The 21,558-nt window shown below is 55.9% G+C and carries 23 protein-coding genes; all 23 read right to left on the bottom strand.

Annotation, left to right across the window (positions count from 1 at the left end):
* Positions 1–6 precede the first annotated feature (6 nt).
* The 23 genes from CV944_RS00345 to lepB all read right to left on the bottom strand — a co-directional run bounded on the left by CV944_RS00345 (position 7) and on the right by lepB (position 21,554).
* On the bottom strand, positions 7–1,116 hold the full coding sequence (locus tag CV944_RS00345) for a flagellar hook-length control protein FliK (protein WP_100663734.1): 1,110 nt from the start codon (positions 1,114–1,116) through the stop codon (positions 7–9).
* On the bottom strand, positions 1,113–1,715 hold the full coding sequence (locus tag CV944_RS00340; protein WP_100663733.1) for a MotE family protein: 603 nt from the start codon (positions 1,713–1,715) through the stop codon (positions 1,113–1,115). Before CV944_RS00340 ends, CV944_RS00345 begins: the two co-directional genes overlap by 4 nt.
* Positions 1,716–2,162: a flagellar export protein FliJ gene (gene fliJ, locus CV944_RS00335; protein ID WP_047818133.1), complete on the bottom strand. Its 447-nt coding sequence runs from the start codon at positions 2,160–2,162 to the stop codon at positions 1,716–1,718. It abuts the gene before it with no gap.
* A 38-nt stretch (positions 2,163–2,200) separates the two neighbouring features.
* On the bottom strand, positions 2,201–3,508 hold the full coding sequence (fliI, locus tag CV944_RS00330; RefSeq protein ID WP_094239882.1) for a flagellar protein export ATPase FliI: 1,308 nt from the start codon (positions 3,506–3,508) through the stop codon (positions 2,201–2,203).
* Positions 3,486–4,265, bottom strand: a complete 780-nt coding sequence (fliH, locus tag CV944_RS00325) for a flagellar assembly protein FliH (protein ID WP_033008141.1) — start codon at positions 4,263–4,265, stop codon at positions 3,486–3,488. The genes fliI and fliH overlap by 23 nt, the downstream gene beginning before the upstream one ends.
* The gene (gene fliG / locus CV944_RS00320) at positions 4,249–5,268 is read right to left on the bottom strand and encodes a flagellar motor switch protein FliG (protein ID WP_100663732.1); all 1,020 of its coding nucleotides are present in this window, start codon (positions 5,266–5,268) and stop codon (positions 4,249–4,251) included. The genes fliH and fliG overlap by 17 nt, the downstream gene beginning before the upstream one ends.
* 12 nt (positions 5,269–5,280) lie before the next feature.
* Positions 5,281–6,867: a flagellar basal-body MS-ring/collar protein FliF gene (gene fliF, locus CV944_RS00315; protein WP_100663743.1), complete on the bottom strand. Its 1,587-nt coding sequence runs from the start codon at positions 6,865–6,867 to the stop codon at positions 5,281–5,283.
* Between the two features lie 84 nt (positions 6,868–6,951).
* Positions 6,952–7,248, bottom strand: a complete 297-nt coding sequence (fliE, locus tag CV944_RS00310) for a flagellar hook-basal body complex protein FliE (protein WP_033008148.1) — start codon at positions 7,246–7,248, stop codon at positions 6,952–6,954.
* Positions 7,249–7,269: 21 nt separating this feature from the next.
* A complete protein-coding gene (flgC, locus tag CV944_RS00305) occupies positions 7,270–7,722 on the bottom strand; it encodes a flagellar basal body rod protein FlgC (protein WP_033008152.1) in 453 nt (150 codons plus the stop codon).
* A gap of 3 nt (positions 7,723–7,725) precedes the next feature.
* Entirely contained in the window at positions 7,726–8,115 is a 390-nt protein-coding gene (gene flgB, locus CV944_RS00300; protein ID WP_063211201.1) for a flagellar basal body rod protein FlgB, read from the bottom strand.
* A 197-nt stretch (positions 8,116–8,312) separates the two neighbouring features.
* Positions 8,313–9,092 carry a GTP-sensing pleiotropic transcriptional regulator CodY gene (gene codY, locus CV944_RS00295; protein WP_033016011.1) on the bottom strand — a complete coding sequence of 260 codons (780 nt, stop codon included), beginning with the start codon at positions 9,090–9,092 and terminating at the stop codon, positions 8,313–8,315.
* A 16-nt stretch (positions 9,093–9,108) separates the two neighbouring features.
* Positions 9,109–10,503, bottom strand: a complete 1,395-nt coding sequence (gene hslU, locus CV944_RS00290) for an ATP-dependent protease ATPase subunit HslU (RefSeq protein WP_063211246.1) — start codon at positions 10,501–10,503, stop codon at positions 9,109–9,111.
* Between the two features lie 17 nt (positions 10,504–10,520).
* The gene (gene hslV, locus CV944_RS00285; RefSeq protein ID WP_033008157.1) at positions 10,521–11,063 is read right to left on the bottom strand and encodes an ATP-dependent protease subunit HslV; all 543 of its coding nucleotides are present in this window, start codon (positions 11,061–11,063) and stop codon (positions 10,521–10,523) included.
* Positions 11,064–11,087: 24 nt separating this feature from the next.
* The gene (gene xerC, locus CV944_RS00280; RefSeq protein WP_033008159.1) at positions 11,088–11,990 is read right to left on the bottom strand and encodes a tyrosine recombinase XerC; all 903 of its coding nucleotides are present in this window, start codon (positions 11,988–11,990) and stop codon (positions 11,088–11,090) included.
* A gap of 93 nt (positions 11,991–12,083) precedes the next feature.
* A complete protein-coding gene (gene topA / locus CV944_RS00275; protein ID WP_100663731.1) occupies positions 12,084–14,159 on the bottom strand; it encodes a type I DNA topoisomerase in 2,076 nt (691 codons plus the stop codon).
* 78 nt (positions 14,160–14,237) lie between these two features.
* Entirely contained in the window at positions 14,238–15,119 is an 882-nt protein-coding gene (gene dprA, locus CV944_RS00270; RefSeq protein ID WP_100663730.1) for a DNA-processing protein DprA, read from the bottom strand.
* 63 nt (positions 15,120–15,182) lie between these two features.
* Complete coding sequence (gene sucD / locus CV944_RS00265; protein WP_015374401.1) at positions 15,183–16,085, bottom strand: succinate--CoA ligase subunit alpha; 903 nt, start codon at positions 16,083–16,085, stop codon at positions 15,183–15,185.
* Positions 16,086–16,102: 17 nt separating this feature from the next.
* Positions 16,103–17,263: an ADP-forming succinate--CoA ligase subunit beta gene (sucC, locus tag CV944_RS00260; RefSeq protein ID WP_020278184.1), complete on the bottom strand. Its 1,161-nt coding sequence runs from the start codon at positions 17,261–17,263 to the stop codon at positions 16,103–16,105.
* A gap of 115 nt (positions 17,264–17,378) precedes the next feature.
* Positions 17,379–17,669 carry an EscU/YscU/HrcU family type III secretion system export apparatus switch protein gene (locus CV944_RS00255; RefSeq protein WP_061580839.1) on the bottom strand — a complete coding sequence of 97 codons (291 nt, stop codon included), beginning with the start codon at positions 17,667–17,669 and terminating at the stop codon, positions 17,379–17,381.
* Positions 17,666–19,219, bottom strand: a complete 1,554-nt coding sequence (locus tag CV944_RS00250) for a hypothetical protein (RefSeq protein ID WP_014195441.1) — start codon at positions 19,217–19,219, stop codon at positions 17,666–17,668. The genes CV944_RS00255 and CV944_RS00250 overlap by 4 nt, the downstream gene beginning before the upstream one ends.
* A 48-nt stretch (positions 19,220–19,267) precedes the next feature.
* Entirely contained in the window at positions 19,268–20,047 is a 780-nt protein-coding gene (locus CV944_RS00245; protein ID WP_100663729.1) for a ribonuclease HII, read from the bottom strand.
* A 76-nt stretch (positions 20,048–20,123) separates the two neighbouring features.
* Positions 20,124–20,990 (bottom strand): ribosome biogenesis GTPase YlqF, encoded by an 867-nt coding sequence (gene ylqF, locus CV944_RS00240; RefSeq protein ID WP_033011146.1) that lies wholly within the window; start codon positions 20,988–20,990, stop codon positions 20,124–20,126.
* A 12-nt stretch (positions 20,991–21,002) separates the two neighbouring features.
* Positions 21,003–21,554: a signal peptidase I gene (lepB, locus tag CV944_RS00235; RefSeq protein WP_100663728.1), complete on the bottom strand. Its 552-nt coding sequence runs from the start codon at positions 21,552–21,554 to the stop codon at positions 21,003–21,005.
* Between the last annotated feature and the right edge of the window lie 4 nt (positions 21,555–21,558).

Genomic DNA, 21,558 nt, shown 5'->3' with positions numbered 1-21,558 from the left:
TCCCCCTTATGCGTCAGCTTCGATCCCGTCTAGCGCTAACGGGAAGGAAGATGATGGCTCCCGCTTTTGTTTTTGCCGCGATTCGCCCTGCTGCCCTCCTTGGCGATTCCCGGAATACGGCGGCATCGCGGAGCTGTCATAATCCGACCAAACGGTCCATTTTTCGACCGTGATGGAACTCGCATCAAGCTGCTGAGCAAGCTGCGGCAAGTGGTTGCGGATCAACTCTTCCGCCGCATCGGTCGCCACAAGCAGCCGGGCGGTCAATTTTCCGCCTTCTTGCGCCATTTTCACCGTCACCGTTCCAAGATGTTCCGGATGAAGGCGAATAACAAACTGCATAACGCCGTTTGGCAGCTTCACCCATCGGCCGAATTGCCATGCACGGGCTACTTGCTCGACAAACGAACTTTCATTCCCTGCTTCCACCGTCCCCGCCTCATGGCCGCCAGGGACGAATGGAATCAAAGAGGCAAGGTTTGTCGAAACGAGCACACTATGCAGCTGGCGAGCGTCCTCCTGCTGCCGTAAAGAGGCTGGCCCGTACATCGAAGATAAAACTCGCGGCGCCAGCCAGCTGCTTTCACCGTTGGAGTGCACCGCCATTTCCTTTCTAGCTCCCTCGGTTCGCGGCAAAATTTGTGAGAAAGGCGGCTGGTGTTCGCCATCGAAACGCCCGTTCATTTCTTTGGCCTGTTGTTCCAGCCAAGCAGCTTTGTCCAACCCGCTATTTTCATCCGTCTGTAGCCAAAAAGACGGAACGGCTGCCAGCGCTTTTGCACCAGCCCCTTCTTGGTTGACTCTTCCGCTTTCCCCATCAGCCGCCAAGGCTTCACCATCATTGTGTGTAGCCGCCGGAGGGGCGTTTAAAACGTTGGCAGCGCCAACGTGCATAGCTGAAGCGGCCAGCCATAACGGCTCTGTCCATTCGTCTGTTATTCGCGGCTTCTTTCCTTCCGGCTGGGATGACCGTTCAATCCCCTCCTCAACCGGCAGCTTCCCGGTTTGCTTTTGCGCCAATAATGCCGCAAATGCGCTGGAAGCCGCTGTCTCTTTTCTCGCTGTCAGCTCCACGCCCGTTGGCTGCGGTGCAACTGCTGCGATCATCACTTTCATTCAGCCCCCTCCTCTCTCGCCGCCCATTTATGCAATGACGAAAGCAAGTTCGCCGCCTGCTCGGCCGGCATTTGTTCTAAAATAGCCGCGGCTTTGTCGCTATCGAGCCGGCTCAGCACCTCAAGCGCTTCATCCTCCGGCAGCTTGGCTAAAATAGCCGCGGCCTGCTTGTCTGACATGGCATCGTACATGCTGATGACATCCACCGCAGACGCTTGTCCGCCGCCTTTTTCCTGCTGGGTCGGCAGCTGTTGCTGCGTCGACAGCCGGGCAATTTCCTCGTCTTTTGCCGCCAATTCGCTTTTTAGCTGCTCAATTTGCTTTTTTTGCTTGGCGATCGTTTGGTTTTGCCGCTTGATCGTCTGCTGTTGCGTCTCGATCGTGTTGGCCAGCGTCTTTTCTTTCTTCTTCCAATCAAACCATTCGGCGACGAACGGCACGCTGTCCACCCATTGTTTCGCCTTCACCGCATCAATGCCGGCCGCCTTTGCAATCAGCAAGAGGAAGAAAGCCGCAAAGAGGCTCGGGACGACAACGACGAACAACATCCATTGCCACCGGCTTACCGTTTCTTCCTGCTGAAGTTTGCTGCCCGCCATCTATAACTCTCCTTGCCGCACAAAGCGCTGAACGGCTATTTCATCGAGCAAACGGCTTTCGGCCTCTTTTTCGCGCTGCTCTGTCCACCGCCGCACGCGCTCCTGCATTTTCTCATACTTTTTCACTTCAATATTGAGCTCAATGAGGCGCTGGTGCCGGCACTGCATTTGCTCGCGCGCCCGCATGACGATGAGCTGATAGTGATCAATGGTTTGTTGCAAACTGGCGAGATACTGCAGCGTATGGCGAATGGCCCCGACAGCGAGGCCATCTTGCAGCCGCCTGTCCCTTTCCGCCTCGCATCGTTCTTTTTCCTTGAGCAACTTGTACAGCGCCTCGGCCGCCTGCTCAAACTTGTGCACCGCTTCTTCGTATTCAGCCAGCGCTGCTTGCTTTTCTTTTTCCTTCATCGTCCATAGTTTTTGCAGCCGAAATGTCGGCATCATTGTGGATCACCCTTCCCCCTCTTAACGCTGTGCCCCCATCATGGCGGCGAAATGAGACGGAAAAGGGCATCAATGCTTTCGGCGCGCGTCGCCTTTTCCTCTATTTCTTGGCGGCAAAACGCCATCATTTGCGGATAACGTTCAATCGCCTCATCAATTTCTCGCGATGCCCCCCGCTTGTACGCCCCTATTTGAATCAAATCCTCCGAATCGATATAAGTGGAAAGGAGACGGCGGAACCGGTTCGCTGCTTCGCGGTGCTCAGCGCTGATAATATGGGGCATGACGCGGCTGACGCTTTTCAGCACGTTAATGGCCGGGTACTGGCCTTTATTCGCGAGCTGGCGTTCCAACACAAAATGGCCGTCCAAAATGCCGCGCACCGCATCGGCAATCGGCTCGTTCATATCGTCGCCGTCAACGAGCACCGTATAAAACGCGGTAATGGTGCCTGAGTCGCTCGTCCCGGCCCGCTCGAGCAGCTTCGGGAGCAAGGCGAACACCGACGGGGTATAGCCCTTTGTAGTCGGCGGCTCGCCGACAGCCAACCCGATCTCCCGCTGCGCCATCGCGACGCGGGTGACCGAATCCATCATCAGCATGACATCCGCCCCTTGGTCGCGGAAATATTCGGCGATCGCTGTCGCGGTGTACGCCCCTTTGACGCGCATGAGCGCCGGTTGGTCCGAGGTGGCGACAACGACGACGGAACGGGCCAACCCTTCCGGCCCAAGATCGCGCTCTAAAAATTCGCGCACTTCGCGCCCCCGCTCGCCGATTAAGGCGATAACGTTCACGTCAGCCGATGTGCGGCGGGCGATCATTCCCATGAGCGTGCTCTTGCCGACGCCGGAACCGGCAAAAATGCCGACCCGTTGCCCTTTCCCGACCGCCAGCAGACTGTCGATGACGCGCACGCCGACTTCAAGCGGCTCGGCGATCGGCGGCCGGGTGAGCGGATTGGGCGGATCGCGGTCGACCGACACAGGCTTCAGCCCGGGCGGCAGCGGGGCGCCGTCCAACGGTTGGCCGAGCGGATCAAGAACCATGCCGATGAGCGCATCGCCCACATACACTTCGAGCGGCTTGCCGGTCGCTTCCACCAAACAGCCGGGGGCGATATGCGTCATGGCGGAAAACGGCATGAGCAAGACGTGGTGCTCGTGAAAGCCGACGACTTCCGCCGGAATTTTCCGGCCGCTCGTTTCATGAATGTAGCAAAGGTCGCCGATCGAGCTGCCCGGACCTTTCGATTCGGTCATGAGCCCAACGACGCGCGATACTTTGCCGAATCGTTTGTACAAATCGACGGTGGCGATGTCCTCAAGAAGCGCCTGCCAGTTCAGAGGACATTCCCTCCTTCAGCCGTCTGTAGAGCGCTTCGCGCAGCCGTTCAAGTTGCATGTCTACGCTGGCATCGATGCGGCCGAACGGCGTTTCCACGAGACAACCGTATTCCGGCAACGCCTCATCCGGATAGATGAACAAATCGACGCGGTGCGGAAATAGCGATTTCAACAATTCTTGCTGTTCGGCTACCGTCTCATAACAACCCGGATGCACGTAAACGGACACTTCCGTTTGCCGCCGCACTTCCTGCAGCACTTGGCGCACAAGCGGCAAAAACGCGCTCCGGTCTCGCTCGAGCGTGGCGCCGATGATGCGTTCCGCCGCTTTCAGCGCCACTTCGAGCATCATCTCATCCGCCGCCTCGGCCTTCGCATAAAATTCGTGATTCATCCGCTCCGCCAAGCGGCGGGCTTGGTCGATCCATTCGCGGTGTTCGCGAAGCGCCGCCTCGCGCCCGGCGGCGTAGCCGTCTTCGTACCCTTGGGCGCGCGCTTCCTGCCTAAGCCGGTCTTTCTCGCGCTCCCATTGCTCCCGTTCACGGGCCAGCTGTTCGCGCACCGTCTCGCAATATTGCTCGGCTTGGCGGCGAAGCGCGGCCGCCTCTTCTTTGGCGGCGGAAATCGCCTCGATTTCCTTTTGCCGATCCTCGTTCGAAGGCGGAACATCGAAAATGCAGCGCTGCACGGCGATCGTCTTTTTGCCGGCGCGCCCGGCCAATGCCGGCGCTTTAATGACGCTAGACAATAATATCATCTCCTCCCCCGCGGGCGATGACGATTTCCCCGGCTTCCTCGAGACGGCGGATAATGGCGACAATGCGCGATTGCGCTTCTTCCACATCACGCAGCCGGACCGGGCCCATATATTCCATTTCTTCTTTGAACGTCTCGGCCATTCTTGTTGACATGTTGCGGAAGACAATTTCTTTCACTTCATCGCTCGCCACCTTAAGCGCCAGCATAAGGTCATTGTTATCCACTTCGCGGATGACGCGTTGAATGGCGCGATTGTCGAGCGTAACGATGTCTTCAAACACAAACATCCGCTTTTTAATTTCTTCCGCAAGCTCGGGGTCTTGAATTTCCAAAGCCTCTAAAATCGTCCGCTCCGTGCTTCGGTCGACTTGGTTCAGCACTTCGACGACCGCCTCAATGCCGCCGGCTTGCGTGTAATCTTGCATCACTGTCGCCGACAGCCGCCGCTCCAAAATTTGCTCGACTTCGCTAATGATCTCCGGCGACGTGCTGTCCATAAGCGCGATGCGCCTGGCCACATCGACCTGCATCTCTTGCGGCAGCGCTGATAAAATCTGCCCCGCCTGCGCCGGGTCTAAATACGAAAGAATGAGAGCGATCGTTTGCGGATGCTCATGCTGAATAAAGTTTAACAGCTGCATCGGGTCGGCTTTGCGGGCGAAATCAAACGGCCGCACCATAAGCGCTGATGTCAGACGGTTGATAATGTTCATCGCCTTGTCCGGGCCGAGCGCTTTTTCCAACACTTCTTTCGCGTAGGCGATGCCGCCTTGGGCGATGTAATCCTGCGCCAAAGCGAGCTGCCGGAATTCCTCAAGCACTTCCTCTTTTTGCTCGGCCGTCACTTGGCGGACGTTGGAAATTTCGAGCGTCAGCTTTTCAATGTCTTCTTCGGATAAATGTTTATAGATGGAGGCCGATACGTCCGGGCCGAGGGAAATGAGCAAAATGGCTGCCTTTTGCCTGCCCGTCAGCCCGCCTTTCCGATCGCGTTTTGCCATACGCCGCTCCTCCTACTCTTCCGATATCCATGTTTTCAATAGTTTGGCAAACTCATCCGGTTTTTCTTTCGCCAACCGCTCCAGCTGCCGACGGCGCAGCGCCGCCTCCGTCTCCGGCGGCTCCGGCAAATCCGGCTCGACCGGAAGCGGCGGGGTGAATGCGAGCTCCTCCTCTTCTTCTTCATCTTCACGGCGGCGTCGCAGCCAGAAGAAGAGCAGTAGGGCAATGAGCAATAGCGCGCCTCCGCCGGCCGCGTACCACCACCACGCCGGCTGAACCGGCGCCGGTTCGGTGAATGCCGGTTTGCCGTTGAACTTTTGCACCGAGACGACGACGCGGCTATTGACATCTTGGTCGGTCAGCGCCTGCGCTTCTTCTTTGTCAATCGACGTCCGGACAATCGTCCCTAATAGTTTTTGAATGTCGTTGACCGTTTCCGGCGGCAATGAATTCGGATCATCCGGATTTGGCGGCTCGACCATCACTTGAATGCCTAGATCGCGAATTTTATACGGGCTTTCCACGATTTGTTTTTTAATTTTGTTGACCTCATTGTTGATCGTTTCTTCGGTCCGCTCATAGTTTCCGTTCGTTCCGCCGTTTGCTCCTTGGTAGCCCGGCACTTCATTCGTCCCCGTTCCGGCCGTGCCGCCCGGCGGCGCACCGCTTCCCGAGTACGTCTCTTTAATGCGCTGGACGCTGACGGCAATGCCTTCGTTGTTCTTTTCGTCCACCGGAGCGACCAACTGCTCCTCCCGCTTTTCCTGTGTAAAGTCGATGTCGGCCGTCACCGAGACAACGACTTTGTCCTGCCCCATCATCGTGCCGAGCATTCGCTGGACTTGCCGTTGAATGTCGCGTTCGATTTGTCGTTTGATCTGTTGCTGCTCAGTGAATGCCGCCGCTGTCGAATTTTTGTTTTCATTTTTCAAATCGAAATACTCAAAAAACTGGTTCATAATGACGATATTATCTGTAGAGAGGTGGGGAACACTTTTGGCGACGAGATGATACAAAGCCCGAATTTGCTCGTCGCTGAATTCATAGCCCGGCTTCGTCTTCAGCACGATCGAAGCCGAGGCTTCCCCCTTTTCATCGGAAACGAATACGCTCGGCTGCGGAAGATTAATCATCACTTTCGCGTCCTCGACGCCGTCGATCGTTTTGATTAAGTTGGCGAGCTCCGTTTGCATCGCCTTCAGTTTCACCATATTAAACTCGTTGTCGGTCATGCCGAAGCTCGCGTTTTGGCCGAAAAACGAATAATCGATGACCCCGCTGTTCGGAATGCCCTCGGCGGCCAGCTCGACTTTCAGCGCATCCACTTGCTCTTTCGGCACTTTAATTGTCGTGCCGCCATCCGTCACTTCGGCGGGAACACCGCGCTGATCCAGCGTCGCCTTGATTTGTCCGGCTTCTTGCGGCGTCAAATCGCTGTATAGCGGCACCATTTCCGTCCTGAAGGCGAAAAAAATGCCAAGGCCAAGGATCAAAAGGACCGCAGCCGCGCCTCCGGCGGCAAGCCATTTCTGTTTTTTCGTCCGCTCTTGCCAAAACAAACGGGCCCGGCCCCACCACTCTTTCCACTTGTTGCTCATACGATTCCCCCGATCATCCAGCCATACAGCCGCCGCGGCCACCGTTCGGCCATGGCGGGCTCTGTATGTATCGTCCCTTGCCGTCTACAACGGCATGCGCATCATTTCCTGGTACGCCTCAACCGCTTTGTTGCGGATTTCGATCGTCAGTTGCAGCGCGATGCTTGCCTTTTGCGCCGCGATCATCACATCATGCAATTGGACGTTTTCCCCACGGACAAGCTTTTCTGTCAGCGCATCCGCCTCGATTTGTGCGTTATTGACATTGTTGAGCGCTTCTTTGAAAAAGGCGGCGAACTGCTTTTGCACCGCTGCCGGCTTCACCGGGCTTGAAGCGGCGGCCGCCGGCGCCAGCCCGATGCGGCTCACTCCATCAACCATTTGTCATTCCTCCTCTTCGGCTTATTTCCCGATTTCAAGCGCCTTCATGAGCATCCCTTTTGAAGCGTTCAGCGCGGTGACATTCGCCTCATACGAGCGCGTCGCACCGATCAAATCGACCATTTCTTTGAGCGGTTCGACGTTTGGCAGGCGAACGTAGCCATCTGCGCCCGCATCCGGATGGTCCGGGTCGTAGACGAGTTTAAACGGAGCCGGATCGTCAGCAATTTCGCGCACCCGAACGCCGTTGCCGACAGCTTCAGCACGTCCGAGGGCGGCCTGCAAATAGCCCGAAAACGCCCCGCTCTGCGGTTCGATGATGACCATTTTGCGTCGGTACGGCTCCCATTCGCCATTGACGAAGCGGGCCCGCGTCGTATCAGCGTTGGCGATGTTGGAAGAAATCACGTCCATGCGCAGCCGCTGAGCGGTGAGCGCCGACGCCGAAATGTTTAAGCTTTGAAACACGGACACAGCCTATTTTCCTCCTTTGATCACCGTCTTTAGCGTATTGAATTTGCCGTTTAACCGCTCAATCAGAGCGTTATAATAAATTTGGTTTTCCGCCAATTTCGACATTTCTTGGTCGATATCGACACTGTTTCCATTATGATTGTAACTGATGCTGGCATTGGTCGTCACGACAATTTTTCCATTCTGTTCGTTTCGAAACGGAAAATGGCGCGGATCCGTCCGTTTGGTCTCAAGGGCAAGCGCCCGGTCAAGCTCCGCCTGAAAGCGCACATCTTTCGCCTTATAGCCCGGCGTATCGGCGTTGGCGATGTTGTCGGCGATCGCCTGTTGGCGAAGCGCAGCGTAGCGAAGCCCTTGTTCAAGCCAACCGATCGTCGCTGAAAAGAGCGCCAATGGAATCCCCTCTTTTCTCCTATTTTTCGACAATTTCTGCTAATTTTCATTTTACGGGAAAGAAAACCTAATGTATAGACGGAACTTGGTACTATTTTTCGAAGATGCCATGACAGAAAAACGATGCCAAAGATGTTTGTCAACAACAAAAAACCCGCCGGGCCAAAATACCCAGCGGGCTTAGGCAGCTATGCCGTTCAGCTTGATTTCAATTTTTCCAGTTCGCTTAAAAACTTGTCATTCAATACTTTAATGTACGTTCCTTTCATGCCGAGCGAGCGCGATTCGATGACGCCGGCGCTTTCAAGCTTGCGCAGGGCGTTGACGATCACCGAACGGGTGATGCCGACGCGGTCGGCGATTTTGCTGGCGACAAGCAGCCCTTCCGTTCCGTCAAGCTCTTCAAAAATATGTTCAATCGCCTCAAGTTCGCTGTAAGAAAGCGAGCTGATCGCCATTTGCACGACCGCCTTGCTGCGCGCTTCCTCTTCGATTTCTTCCGCTTTTTCACGCAAAATTTCCATGCCGACGACCGTTGCGCCATACTCGGCCAAAATCAGGTCATCGTTATCAAACTCGCGATCAAGGCGCGACAAAATAAGCGTGCCGAGCCGTTCGCCTCCGCCGTTGATCGGAACGATCGTCGTCAAACCGGTTTTGAACAAGTCACGATTTTCCACTGGAAACGCCGTATATTCGCTATTAATATCGATATTAGGGGACGTTTCCGTAATGTTGAACAATTTTTTCGTGTATTCTTCCGGAAACTGGCGCTCCTCAAGCATCCGTTTCATCCGTTCGTTTTCAATCGACTGTTTAATGGCGAAGCCAAGCAGTTTGCCGCGGCGGCTGACGACGAACACGTTCGCTTCAATGACATCGCAAAGCGTTTCCGCCATCTCTTTGAAATTGACCGGCCGCCCGGCTGCCTTCTGCAGCATGGCGTTGATTTTTCGTGTTTTCTCTAGCAAGTTCATCGAGTCCATCTCCTCCTCATAAAATAAATTCGCTCAAATCTTTGTTTTTGACGATGCTGCCGAGTTTTTGCTCAACGTATTGCGGCGTGATGACGACTTTGTCGAGCCCGATATCGGGCGCTTCAAACAGCAAATCCTCAAGCAGTTTTTCCAAAATCGTATGCAGCCGGCGCGCGCCGATGTTGTCGGTCGTCTGGTTGACTTCGAAGGCCACTTCGGCAATCTTACGAATAGCATCGTCAGAAAATTCAAGACTTATACCTTCTGTTGCCAAAAGTGCCTGATATTGTTTAATGAGCGCATTATTCGGCTCGACCAATATACTTACGAAATCGTCAACCGAAAGTTTCGCCAACTCGACGCGGATCGGAAACCGGCCTTGCAGCTCAGGGATCAAGTCGGACGGCTTCGCCATATGAAACGCGCCGGCGGCGATGAACAAAATATGGTCCGTTTTGACCGGTCCGTATTTCGTCATGACCGTCGATCCTTCGACGATCGGCAAGATGTCGCGCTGCACCCCTTCGCGCGAGACGTCGGCCGAGCCGGACACCGCCCCGCTGCGGGCAATTTTATCAATTTCATCGATAAAGATGATGCCCGACTGTTCGGCGAGGCGGACCGCCTCTTGCGTCACTTCATCCATGTCGATCAGTTTTTGCGCTTCTTCATTGATGAGCACCTTGCGCGCTTCACTCACTTTCAGGCGCCGCTTTTTGCGTCGCCGCGGCATCAGGCTGCTGAGCGCGTCTTGCATATTCACGCCCATCTGCTCAATGCCCGTCCCTTGCAAAAAGTCAAAGAGCATTGGCGTCTGCTCCTCAATTTCAATCGTGACCATCTCGTTTTCGAGCTGGCCGTTTGCCAGCTGCCAGGCGACTTGACGCCGTTTTTGCTCGATTTGTTCGTCCTCATGGCCGTAGCTGTTGTCCGACGGATTCCCTTGGCCGCCAAACAACAGCTCGAGCGGGTTTTTGATCGTTTGCTTTTGTTTGCCCGGAACGAGCAGTTCAACGAGCCGCTTGTTCGCCTGCTGCTCGGCCCGGTCTTTCACATCATTCATTTTCCGCTCTTTCACAAGCCTGACGGATGTTTCGACCAAATCGCGCACCATCGATTCGACGTCGCGCCCGACATAACCGACTTCCGTAAATTTCGTCGCCTCAACCTTGATAAACGGCGCGCCGACGAGCTTCGCGAGACGGCGGGCGATCTCCGTCTTCCCGACCCCGGTCGGGCCGATCATTAAAATGTTTTTCGGCATTACTTCATCGCGCAGTTTTTCATCGAGCAAACTGCGGCGGTACCGGTTGCGAAGCGCGATCGCCACCGCCTTTTTCGCCTCTTTTTGTCCGACGATAAACTGGTCGAGCTTCTCAACAATTTGCCGTGGAGTCAACGATTCCGCCATCATCGGCCTCCTCCTTTTTACAGCTCTTCGACAATAATATGGCTGTTCGTATAAACGCAAATGTCAGCGGCGATCTCCAGCGCCGCCTTCGCAATCTCCTTGGCGGTCATCGAGCCGCCGGCGTACTTCTTCAACGCACGCCCAGCAGCCAACGCATACTGACCGCCCGAGCCGATGGCGAGCATGCCGTCATCCGGTTCAATCACTTCCCCTGTGCCGGAAATCAGCAGCAAATGTTCCTTATCCATGACAATCAACATCGCCTCAAGGCGGCGCAGCACTTTATCGCTCCGCCACTCTTTCGCCAGCTCGACGGCCGCGCGCGGCAAGTTGCCGTTGACCTGTTCCAGCTTGCCTTCAAACATTTCAAACAGCGTAAACGCGTCCGCCACTGAGCCGGCAAAGCCGGCTAGCACTTTGCCTTGAAACAGGCGCCGCACTTTTTTCGCCGTATGCTTCATCACGACGGCGTTGCCGAACGTCACTTGGCCGTCGCCAGCCATCGCCGCTGCGCCGTTATGGCGGATGGCAAAAATCGTCGTTGCATGAAAGCGTTCCATCGCTTTCCCCTCCTTACATGCGGGCTATGCCCGCGGATGCGCCTGCAAATAAATATGTCGCAACCGGTCTTTCGTTACATGTGTATACACTTGCGTCGATGACAAATGCGCATGGCCGAGCAGTTCCTGCACCGAACGGAGATCGGCCCCTTCGTTGAGCAAATGAGTCGCAAACGTATGCCGAAGCACATGCGGGCTGATGTTTTGCGTCAGCGCAGCAGCTTCGACAATCCGATCCAAAATATGGCGCACTCCCCGAGGCGTGAGCGGATTGCCTCGGGCGTTGACAAATAAATAGCGGTGGTCCGCCCGCAGCTTTCTGGTCAGCTCGCGTCGGCCCCCATGAATATACCGTTCAAGCGCTTCGCGGGCCGGACGGCCAAACGGAACGTAGCGCTGCTTGTTTCCTTTGCCGTGAATGAGCACAGTTTCCGCAACAAAATCGACATCAGACAGCTGTATGTGACAACATTCACTAACCCGAGCGCCAGTCGCGTACAACAACTCAAGCAGCGCCGCATTGCGCTGGCCGAGGGCCGTATTTTCATCATTGACAAGAAACAACGCTTCTAATTCTTTCGGGTATAAAAAATTAGGAATTTTTTGCTCTTTCTTCGGCAGTGTCGCAAGCGCAAACGGATTTTCGGCCGCCCGCCCTTCGCGCATCAAAAATTTGTAAAAGCTGCGCAAACTGGAAATTTTACGGGCGACCGAACGGCTGGCCAAATGCTGGCCATACAGTTTCGTCAAATATAAGCGGACGTCGCTGTAGGCGACTTGGTCAAGCTCATTGATCCCTTCTTCGTTCATGAACTGGAAAAACTGCTCAATATCGCGCCGGTAGCACGCAATAGTATATTGTGAATAATTTTTCTCGATTTGTAAATATTCCATGAACAATTGTAACGCAAATGTCGCATTTTTCATCGCCTCACCCCGCAATGCCTCTACATCGTACCATATGATTGGTTGCAGCGCAACTATTTTTTTCTAAAATTCTGAATTGTGTTCAACACTCCGTTATGTTTCCGGCTGTTCTTCATAATCGCAGGCCGTGCATTGCACTTGCACGCCTTTTTTTAACTTTTTCTCGACAAGCAGGCCGCCGCATTTCGGGCATGGGCGGGCAAGCGGCTTATCCCAGGAGACAAAATCGCACTCCGGAAAGCGGCTGCAACCGTAAAAGATCCGCTTTTTCTTCGTGTTGCGCTCGACAATCTCTCCTTCATGGCACTTCGGGCATTTGACGCCGATTTGTTTGACGATCGGCTTCGTATGGCGGCATTCGGGAAAATTGGAGCAGGCGATAAACTTGCCGAAGCGGCCCATTTTGTACACCATCGGGCTGCCGCATATGTCGCAGTCGATCCCGGCCGGCTCGTCTTTAATCTCCACTTCGCGCATTTCTTTTTCCGCCACTTTCAACCTTTTCTCGAACTCGCGGTAAAACTCATCGACGACTTTGATCCATTCCACTTTTCCCTCTTCAATTTCATCCAGCTCTTTTTCCATTTTCGCCGTAAACTCGACATCGATGATTTCCGGGAAAAACTCTAGCATCAGCTCGACAACGATTTCCCCGAGCTCCGTCGGGACGAACCGTTTGTTTTCCAACACGACGTAGTTGCGTTTTTGGATCGTATCGAGCGTCGGGGCGTAGGTCGATGGGCGGCCGATGCCGAGCTCCTCCAACGTTTTGACAAGGCGCGCTTCCGTATAGCGCGGCGGCGGCTGGGTAAAGTGCTGCTTCGGGTCGACCGCCTCGCTCTTGACCGTCTCCCCTTCCGTCAAGTCCGGAAGAAGCCGGTCTTGCTCTTCCGCTTGATCGTCCGTCCCTTCAATATACACTTTCATAAACCCCGGAAACTTCACCGTCGAGCCGCTCGCGCGGAACACGACGCCGTTGTTTTCCAGCTCAACGCTCATGGTGTCGAGCACCGCCGCCGCCATCTGGCTGGCGATAAACCGTTCCCAAATGAGTTTATACAACCGAAACTGGTCGCGCGTCAAATATGGCTTCACGTTCTCCGGATCGCGAAACGCCGAGGTCGGGCGAATCGCCTCGTGGGCGTCTTGGGCGTTCGCGCTGTTCTTTTCTTTCCGCTTCTCCTGACTGACGTACGCCGCGCCGAATTTGGCCTCAATGTACGCTGCCGCCTCTTGCTGCGCCGTTTCGGCGATGCGCGTCGAATCGGTGCGCATGTACGTAATGAGCCCGACCGTTCCTTCGCTGCCGAGGTCGATCCCTTCGTACAGCTGCTGGGCGATCATCATCGTCTTTTTCGTGCGGAAATTCAGCTTGCGCGCCGCCTCCTGCTGCAGTGACGATGTGGTAAATGGGGGCACCGGGCTACGTTTTCGCTCCCGCTTTGTCACCGTTTTCACCGTAAACGCGGGCCCGCTCAAGCGGGCGAGCACCGCTTTGACGTCCGCTTCCGTTTTTAATTCCCGCTTTTCGCCGTCCATCCCGTAAAACGAAGCCGCAAACGCCTCATCCCCTTTTTGAAACGTCGCTTGAATCGTCCAATATTCTTCCGGCTGAAACTGGCGAATTTCTTTTTCCCGGTCGATGATCAGACGGAGCGCAACCGATTGGACGCGGCCGGCGCTCAACCCTTTTTTGACTTTTTTCCATAAGAGCGGGCTGATGTTGTAGCCGACGAGGCGGTCGAGCACGCGCCGCGCCTGTTGGGCGTCGACAAGATTCATGTTGATGGAGCGCGGCTGCTGGAACGACTGTTGAATGGCATCCTTTGTAATTTCATGAAAAACGACGCGGCAGTCTGAGTGAATGTCTAAATCGAGCATGTGGGCCAAATGCCAGGCGATCGCTTCCCCTTCCCGATCCGGGTCGGCGGCAAGAAACACTTTTTTCGCCTTTTTGGCCGCCGTTTTCAGCTCCTTAATCACCTGGCCTTTGCCGCGAATCGTAATATATTTCAATGCGTAGCCGCGGTCTATATCAACGCCCATCTGGCTTTTTGGCAAATCGCGAACGTGTCCCATCGAAGCTTTGACCGTATATTTTTTTCCTAAGTACCGCTCGATCGTCTTCGCTTTCGTTGGCGATTCGACGATAACCAAGTAGTCTGACATCCATCTTCCACCCCTAGGAAGTAAATTGAAATCTTCATTATTATTAATGATTATTGCCGCATTTGTCAAACATGATCATTATACGTACGGGAATTCGACGATGATGTCTTCCGCTTCCTGCACTAGTTTTGCCCCGTGCTGAATAAGCGTATTCGGCCCGGCTGCCTCGGCCGCCCCGATCGGACCGGGGACAGCAAACACTTCCCGCCCTTGCTCGAGCGCATACGCGGCGGTGATGAGCGAACCGCTTTTCCGTTTCGCTTGCACGACGAGCGTGCCGAGCGACAGTCCGCTGATGATGCGGTTGCGCGCCGGAAAGTGCCATGCCTGCGGCTTCGTTGCCGGCGGATGTTCGGCGATGACAAGCTGTTCATTCATCAAATAGCGGGCGAAGGGCCAGTGCGCTTTCGGGTAAACATGATCCAGCCCACCGGCGATGACGGCGATCGTCGTTCCGCCGTACTTGACGGCAAGCCGATGGGCATGAATGTCGATGCCGGCAGCCAGCCCGCTGACGATCGTCCATCCGGCGGCCGAAAGGGGCGGAACAAGCTTGTCAAGCGCTTCGAGCCCGTCTTTGGTCGGGCGCCGCGTGCCGACGATGCTGATCAACTTTGTTTGTTGAAGCAAGCCGGCGTTCCCTTTTGCATACAGCACCCATGGCGGCGCGTAAATATGCTTTAACAGCGGCGGATAGTGATCATCGAACACGGTTATGACGTGAATGCGGCGAGCTTGATACGTTTTGATGAGTCGGTAAAGATCAATGGAATGCAGGTCGCGGAAAAAAGCGGCGAATTGTTGAGAAGTAAGCGGAACGAGCGGGCGAAGGGATTGAGGGGGCATGGAAAATGGAGCGGCAAGCGTCGGGTCCGCGTCAAGCAGAGAGCGGATCGTCTTCCAGCCGGCTCCGCGGCAATGGTGAAGATGAATGAGCCGGTCGCGAACTGTATCGTACATACCATTCTCCTTTCTGCGTCAATGGCAAACAGCGCCCCGCACGGCAACGTGCGGGGCCCCATGTTAATGCGTTTTGCATTTTTCGTATAAACCGCGCTCTTTCAAGACCGAAATGAGCGTTTCGCCGATGACGGCCGGCGTTTCCGCTACTTTGATGCCGCATTCGGTCATTTTCTTGATTTTTTCCGCCGCCGTGCCTTTGCCGCCGGAAATGATGGCGCCGGCATGGCCCATCCGTTTGCCCGGAGGCGCCGTTTGCCCGCCGATAAAGCCGACGACCGGCTTCGTCATGTTCGCTTTCACCCATTCGGCCGCTTCTTCTTCCGCCGTGCCGCCGATTTCGCCGATCATAATGACCGCGTACGTCTCCTCGTCTTCGTTAAACGCCTTCAGCACATCGATGAAGTTCGTGCCGTTGACCGGGTCGCCGCCAATGCCGACCGCCGTCGATTGGCCGATGCCGGCTTGCGTCAATTGGTGAACCGCTTCATACGTCAGCGTGCCGGAGCGCGAGACGATGCCGACGTGCCCTTTTTTATGGATGTAGCCCGGCATAATGCCGATTTTGCACTCTTCCGGCGTAATGACGCCCGGGCAATTCGGGCCGATGAGGCGAGTCTTTTTCCCTTCCATGTACCGCTTCACTTTCACCATATCGAGCACCGGAATGCCTTCGGTGATGCAGACGACAAGATCAAGCCCGGCGTCGACCGCTTCCATAATGGCGTCTGCAGCAAACGCCGGCGGAACGTAAATGACCGAGGCGTTCGCGCCTGTTTTTTCGACCGCTTCGGAAACGGTGTCAAACACCGGCACGCCTTCGACTTCCGTGCCGCCTTTGCCCGGCGTAACGCCGCCGACAATGTTCGTGCCGTATTCAATCATCTGTTTTGTATGAAACAGCCCTTGCGAACCGGTAATCCCTTGTACGATCACTTTCGTATCTTTATTGACAAAAACGCTCACGTGTCTCCCTCGCTTTCTTAACGTACTAGCTCGACGATTTTTTGCGCGCCGTCCGCCATCGATTCCGCCGCCGTAATGTTCAAGCCCGATTCTTCTAAAATCTTTTTCCCGAGCTCGACGTTCGTGCCCTCAAGACGGACGACAAGCGGAAGCGTGAGGCCGACTTGCTTCGTCGCTGCGACGATGCCGCTCGCGATGACATCGCATTTCATAATGCCGCCGAAAATGTTGACGAAAATGCCTTTCACGTTCGGGTCCGACAAAATGATTTTGAACGCTTCCGTCACTTTTTCCTCGCTGGCGCCGCCGCCGACATCGAGGAAGTTGGCCGGCTCGCCGCCGTAATATTTGATGATGTCCATCGTCGCCATCGCCAAGCCGGCGCCGTTGACCATGCAGCCGATGTTGCCGTCAAGGGCGATGTAGTTCAAGTCGTATTTCGATGCTTCAACCTCTTTCGGATCTTCTTCGTCCAAATCGCGGTATTCGAGCACGTCCGGGTGGCGGTACAACGCGTTCGAATCAAAGTTCAGCTTCGCGTCAAGCGCCATCACCTTGCCGTCGCCGGTGACGACAAGCGGGTTGATTTCGGCGATCGAGCAGTCTTTGTCGACAAACACTTGGTACAAGCCCATCATAAATTTGACCGCTTGGTTGACGAGATGCTTCGGAATGTTGATGTTGAACGCCAAGCGGCGCGCTTGGAACGCCTGCAGCCCGACGGCCGGGTCAATGTACTCTTTGAAAATTTTCTCCGGCGTTTTCGCCGCGACTTCTTCGATTTCCGTGCCGCCTTCTTCCGAGCCCATCAACACGACGCGCGAGGTGGCGCGGTCGACGACAAGGCCGATATAGTATTCTTTTTGGATGTCGCACCCTTCTTCAATCAACAGCCGTTTCACTTCTTTTCCTTCCGGGCCGGTTTGGTGGGTGACGAGCACTTTGCCGAGCAGTTCGCTGGCGTATGTACGGACTTCCTCTAAGCTTTTCGCCACTTTCACCCCGCCCGCTTTGCCGCGCCCGCCGGCATGAATTTGCGCCTTGACAACGCATACCGGCGTGCCGAGCGCTTTGGCGGCTTCCACTGCTTCATCAACCGTGAACGCGACGCGGCCGTTCGGCACGCTTACGCCATAGCTTCGCAAAATTTCTTTTGCTTGGTATTCATGAATGTTCATGCGCCAACCTCCTATGTATGAAACTGAAAAAGTCTTAGCGCTTTCATTTTATACCTAACATTTCCCGCTTGTCCACCGTTTCGCCGCAAAATTGAGAAATTAGGAGATTGGAAAATCATCCCTTTTCCCCCTCCGTTTCCTGTTTCGCCGCCTGATCCAGCTGATAAAGGAACGCAAACAACTCCGCCACAACCGCATACAGCGCTTCCGGAATCGTGTTATCGATTTCCACTTTGCTGAGAAGTTCAACGAGCGACGGGTCCTTTCGAATCGGCACGCCATGCTGTCGGGCGGCAGCGATGATCGCTTCCGCCGCCGTTCCCGCTCCCTTCGCTTTCACGACAGGCGCTTCGTGAACCGCCGCGTCATAGGACAGGGCGACCGCTTTTTTCCGCTCCTCGCTCATACGCGCCAATCCACCTCGCTGCTGCAGCCGGCAAACGGCAGCACGGAAGGGGCCGGGGGACTAGCTTCGGCCGCTTTCACATCAATGCCCGACAGCAGATAACCGTGCGCCTGAAGACGCTCTTTCACCAGCGGGGCAAAGCGATGAGCGAGCTCCGGCAGCCTCGGATCATCGTGAAAAAGGGAAATGTGGACGATCCGCCGCTGCACACGCATATCGATCAAAATCCCGCCCAGTTGTTCGAGCGTGACGCTGCAAACGATGCGGCTATAATCGGGATCAAGCGCCCCTCCATCCTTCCGCCGCCCTTGCCAATAAACCGAAAAATCGTGGTTGCGCCCGCCCAGCGGCAAAGGAAAAGAAATCCAAATGTGCCCGACAGGCCCATCGCTTCCGGCGATGACGGCCATTCCGTCAAGGCGGTCAAGAAACGCTTCCGCCGCGGCTTCTGCCTCTTTGCTTCCCGCTCCGCCGAGCAGATGAAGAAGCAGCCGTCTCAACGAAGGAGCCATCGGCGGCGCGCCTCTTGTTTTCAACGCTTCGGCGAGCATCGCCTCATCCTCAAGCCCGAGGCGGCCAGCGATCCGCCTCAACCAATGAAACAGCGACAGCGCCGGGTCGCCGGCCGTGCGGACAGACGTCCACAGCTTCGCTTCCGCCTCTGACAGCGCACCGCTTTTGCAGGCGGCATCGACAGCGGCAAAGCGCGCGAAAAACGCTTCCTCGTCCGTCAGGCCGAGCAGCTTCCCGACTTCAGCAAACTGCCGCTGCTGCATGGCGTTCTGAATGGCGGCCATCCGCCCTGCCGGCAGCGGAACAAGCCCGAGGCGGAAAAGAAGCGCATGAGCCGGCCCCTCCGCTCCTTCTTCCGCTGTCAACAACAGGCGCACCGCTGCCTCATAGGCGAACAGCGGCGGCGAAAGAAGACGGTCGGCCGCCTGCTTGAACACCGGCGCCATCGGGCCTGAAGAACGTTCAGTGAACATCGCTTTTAGCCTTTCAAGCTGCACTGCGAGCGGCTCTCCGGTCCGCGCCGCCCACAGTGCGCGAAATACGGCGGGAGACGGCGGGAGGCGGCGGTGGAACAAATAAGCAAGCACCTCCTCTGCGTCGGCTGGCCGGCCGGTTTTCTGCACCGCTGCGGCCAGTTCCGCCGCTTCTTCTTTCGTTACGGCCGCGCCTGCCTTCAGCGCTTGGCGAAGCACCGGGAGCGCGGCCTCGGGCAGCTTCCACGCCTGCTGCCATCGGCGGACGACATCTTCACGGGGAACCGCCTGCTCCGGTTCGGAAAGCGCGACCGCTTTCCAGTAAACGTTGCTGCCGCTTTCCTTGATTTCAAACAAGTACGTGCGCCCGGCGGCAAGCGGCGCCTCGAGGCGGGCGCGCACGAGGCGGCCGCCGGTGCGGACAAGCGCTGTCCGCTCCCCCGTCTCCGCCTCTTCCACCCGCTCGATTCGGCCGACAACCGCCTGCCCCGGCCGAAACTGTCCGCTTGACGCCGCATCACGGACGGCGGCTACAGGAACGGTTCGTTCCATCCGCTCCACCATTTTGCTTTCCTCCTTTCGTCCCGGCCCGCATCCCAGCCGTGGGGCCGGCTAATTTTCAACGCCCGCCGCTTCCTTTACCGGCGCGAACGAGCGGCGGTGCTCCGGCGTTATGCCGTAACGGCGGATCGCCTCGAGATGCTCCGGCGTCCCGTAGCCCATATGGCGGGCAAACCCGTACTGCGGATAGCGGCGGTCGAGCTCTTTCATCAGCCGGTCGCGCGTCACTTTGGCCATAATGGAAGCCGCGGCGATCGAAGCGCTGTTGGCATCGCCTTTCACCAGGCGCCGCTGCGGCAGCGCGCACGGCACCGCCATCGCATCAACGAGCAAGTAGTCAGGCGGCGGCGACAGCGCGCTGACCGCCTTTGCCATCGCCTGTTTCGTCGCCTCGTAAATATTCCGCTCATCAATTTCCGCCGCACTGACAATGCCGATGCCGACCGCAACCGCACACGCCTCAATTTGCGCAAACAACGCCTCGCGCTTGGCTGCTGTCAGCCGTTTCGAATCGTCAAGCCCTGGCAAGTAGGCGTCAGGCGGCAAAATGACCGCCGCCGCGACGACCGGGCCAGCAAGCGGCCCGCGCCCGGCCTCGTCAATGCCGGCGATTCGTTCGATGCCGGCGGCGTACAGTTCACGCTCATAGCGCATCAACTCCTCCCAACGCCGCCGCATCGCTTTTTCCCGCTCTTTTTGTTTCACAAAACGGGCAAGCAGCGCCTGCACGCTTTTCCGTTCATCGCGCCGCAGCATCTCCCAGCGCGGGTCATCCTCGCCGCCAAGCTCCGGAAGCAGCGCTTCGATTTCTTTTACCGTGTACTCCTTCATGTTTCTCTCCCTTTTCTACTTATACTATCGGCCATGTTCAGCCGGCTGTGAAGCAAAAAACGCCCGCCGGACGCCATTACGTCCAGGAAGCGGGCGTTTCAAAACTCAACCGTCCTAATTTTTCGGTGCGAATGTCGTATAAGACAATGTCAGCGACCTTGTCATAGTCAATGCCGCCGCCCGCTGTCAGGCAGCCGCGCCGCCGGCCGATGGCGTCAAATAAGGCGACGATGTCATCGGGGATGCTGTCAAGGCGGTAGCGCTCCGACAGCCGTTCCGGATAATGGACTGACAAAAAGCGGAGCGCATAGGCAGCGACGTCTTGCAAGTTCAAAATTTCATCTTTGATCGCTCCGGTGACCGCGAGCTTGAAGCCGACGTCTTCATCCTCGAACTTTGGCCATAAAATCCCTGGCGTATCAAGCAGCTCCATTTCTTTGCCGACTTTGATCCATTGCTGGGCTTTCGTCACCCCCGGCTTATCGCCGGTTTTGGCGATATGGCGGCCGGCGAGCCGGTTGATGAGCGTCGATTTGCCGACATTCGGGATGCCGACAATGAGCGCCCGCACGGGGCGTGGATTTTTAATGCCCTTCGCCCGCATTTTCTCAAATTTCTCTTTTACCATTTCTTTGGCAATGAAAGCGATTTGCCTGACCCCCGTCCCGCTTTGCGCATCGATGGCGATGGCTGTTCGGCCTTGGCCGCGGAAATAGCGGATCCATTGCTCAGTCACGGCCTCATCGGCCATATCCGCCTTATTGAGCAAAATGAGGCGCGGCTTTTGTCCGAGAATGTCATCGATCATCGGGTTGCGCGATGACATCGGCAAACGGGCGTCAAGCAGCTCAAACGCTACGTCGATCAACTTTAATTTTTCTTGCACTTCCCGCTTCGCTTTTGCCATATGGCCGGGAAACCATTGAATCACTGTCATTGGCATCACCTGCCTCGTTTATTTCACAATCCGGGCGTCAGAAAGCGGCCAATACACAAGATTCGCCTTGCCAACGACTTTTGACATCGGAATGAAGCCGATATGGCGGCTGTCTTTGCTGTATCGGCGATTGTCGCCCATGACGAACAAATGCCCTTCCGGCACCGTGCTCCGCCCGGTCAATTCCTCAAGTGTAAACGGCTCGGTCAGCGGCCCGTCGGCAACCTGCTTTTTATATTCGTCCAAATACGGCTCTTTATACGGTTTGCCGTTTACGTACAAGGTATCATTTTTGTACTCGATCCGGTCGCCCGGCAAGCCGATCACCCGTTTAATATAGTCTCTCCCTTCCTCGGCATGAAACACAATAATATCGAAACGATGCGGCATGCCGATTTTGTAGGCCAACTTATTGACAATCATCCGCTCGTGATTATGTAACGTCGGCCTCATCGAATAGCCGTCGACGATAATCGGGGCAAAAATAAAGTAGCGGATGCCCCCGGCCAACAGCACCGCAACAACAATGGCTTTCAGCCATTCGCGCCATTCGCTTTTTTTCTCTTCCATCGTT

Source organism: Geobacillus sp. WSUCF-018B (genome assembly GCF_002809985.1).
Taxonomy (GTDB): Bacteria; Bacillota; Bacilli; order Bacillales; family Anoxybacillaceae; genus Geobacillus; species Geobacillus thermophilus.
Note: the sequence above shows the minus strand (reverse complement) of the source record. Positions and strands in the feature narration are given on the sequence as shown.

Excerpts from the sequence above, each read along its gene's own strand:
- CV944_RS00345 (WP_100663734.1), bottom strand. The coding sequence starts at position 1,116 with ATGAAAGTGATGATCGCAGCAGTTGCACCGCAGCCAACGGGCGTGGAG.
- CV944_RS00340 (WP_100663733.1), bottom strand. The coding sequence starts at position 1,715 with ATGGCGGGCAGCAAACTTCAGCAGGAAGAAACGGTAAGCCGGTGGCAA.
- fliJ (WP_047818133.1), bottom strand. The coding sequence starts at position 2,162 with ATGATGCCGACATTTCGGCTGCAAAAACTATGGACGATGAAGGAAAAA.
- fliH (WP_033008141.1), bottom strand. The coding sequence starts at position 4,265 with ATGATATTATTGTCTAGCGTCATTAAAGCGCCGGCATTGGCCGGGCGC.
- fliG (WP_100663732.1), bottom strand. The coding sequence starts at position 5,268 with ATGGCAAAACGCGATCGGAAAGGCGGGCTGACGGGCAGGCAAAAGGCA.
- fliF (WP_100663743.1), bottom strand. The coding sequence starts at position 6,867 with ATGAGCAACAAGTGGAAAGAGTGGTGGGGCCGGGCCCGTTTGTTTTGG.
- fliE (WP_033008148.1), bottom strand. The coding sequence starts at position 7,248 with ATGGTTGATGGAGTGAGCCGCATCGGGCTGGCGCCGGCGGCCGCCGCT.
- codY (WP_033016011.1), bottom strand. The coding sequence starts at position 9,092 with ATGAACTTGCTAGAGAAAACACGAAAAATCAACGCCATGCTGCAGAAG.
- hslU (WP_063211246.1), bottom strand. The coding sequence starts at position 10,503 with ATGGCGGAATCGTTGACTCCACGGCAAATTGTTGAGAAGCTCGACCAG.
- hslV (WP_033008157.1), bottom strand. The coding sequence starts at position 11,063 with ATGGAACGCTTTCATGCAACGACGATTTTTGCCATCCGCCATAACGGC.
- xerC (WP_033008159.1), bottom strand. The coding sequence starts at position 11,990 with ATGAAAAATGCGACATTTGCGTTACAATTGTTCATGGAATATTTACAA.
- topA (WP_100663731.1), bottom strand. The coding sequence starts at position 14,159 with ATGTCAGACTACTTGGTTATCGTCGAATCGCCAACGAAAGCGAAGACG.
- dprA (WP_100663730.1), bottom strand. The coding sequence starts at position 15,119 with ATGTACGATACAGTTCGCGACCGGCTCATTCATCTTCACCATTGCCGC.
- sucC (WP_020278184.1), bottom strand. The coding sequence starts at position 17,263 with ATGAACATTCATGAATACCAAGCAAAAGAAATTTTGCGAAGCTATGGC.
- CV944_RS00255 (WP_061580839.1), bottom strand. The coding sequence starts at position 17,669 with ATGAGCGAGGAGCGGAAAAAAGCGGTCGCCCTGTCCTATGACGCGGCG.
- CV944_RS00250 (WP_014195441.1), bottom strand. The coding sequence starts at position 19,219 with ATGGTGGAGCGGATGGAACGAACCGTTCCTGTAGCCGCCGTCCGTGAT.
- CV944_RS00245 (WP_100663729.1), bottom strand. The coding sequence starts at position 20,047 with ATGAAGGAGTACACGGTAAAAGAAATCGAAGCGCTGCTTCCGGAGCTT.
- ylqF (WP_033011146.1), bottom strand. The coding sequence starts at position 20,990 with ATGCCAATGACAGTGATTCAATGGTTTCCCGGCCATATGGCAAAAGCG.
- lepB (WP_100663728.1), bottom strand. The coding sequence starts at position 21,554 with ATGGAAGAGAAAAAAAGCGAATGGCGCGAATGGCTGAAAGCCATTGTT.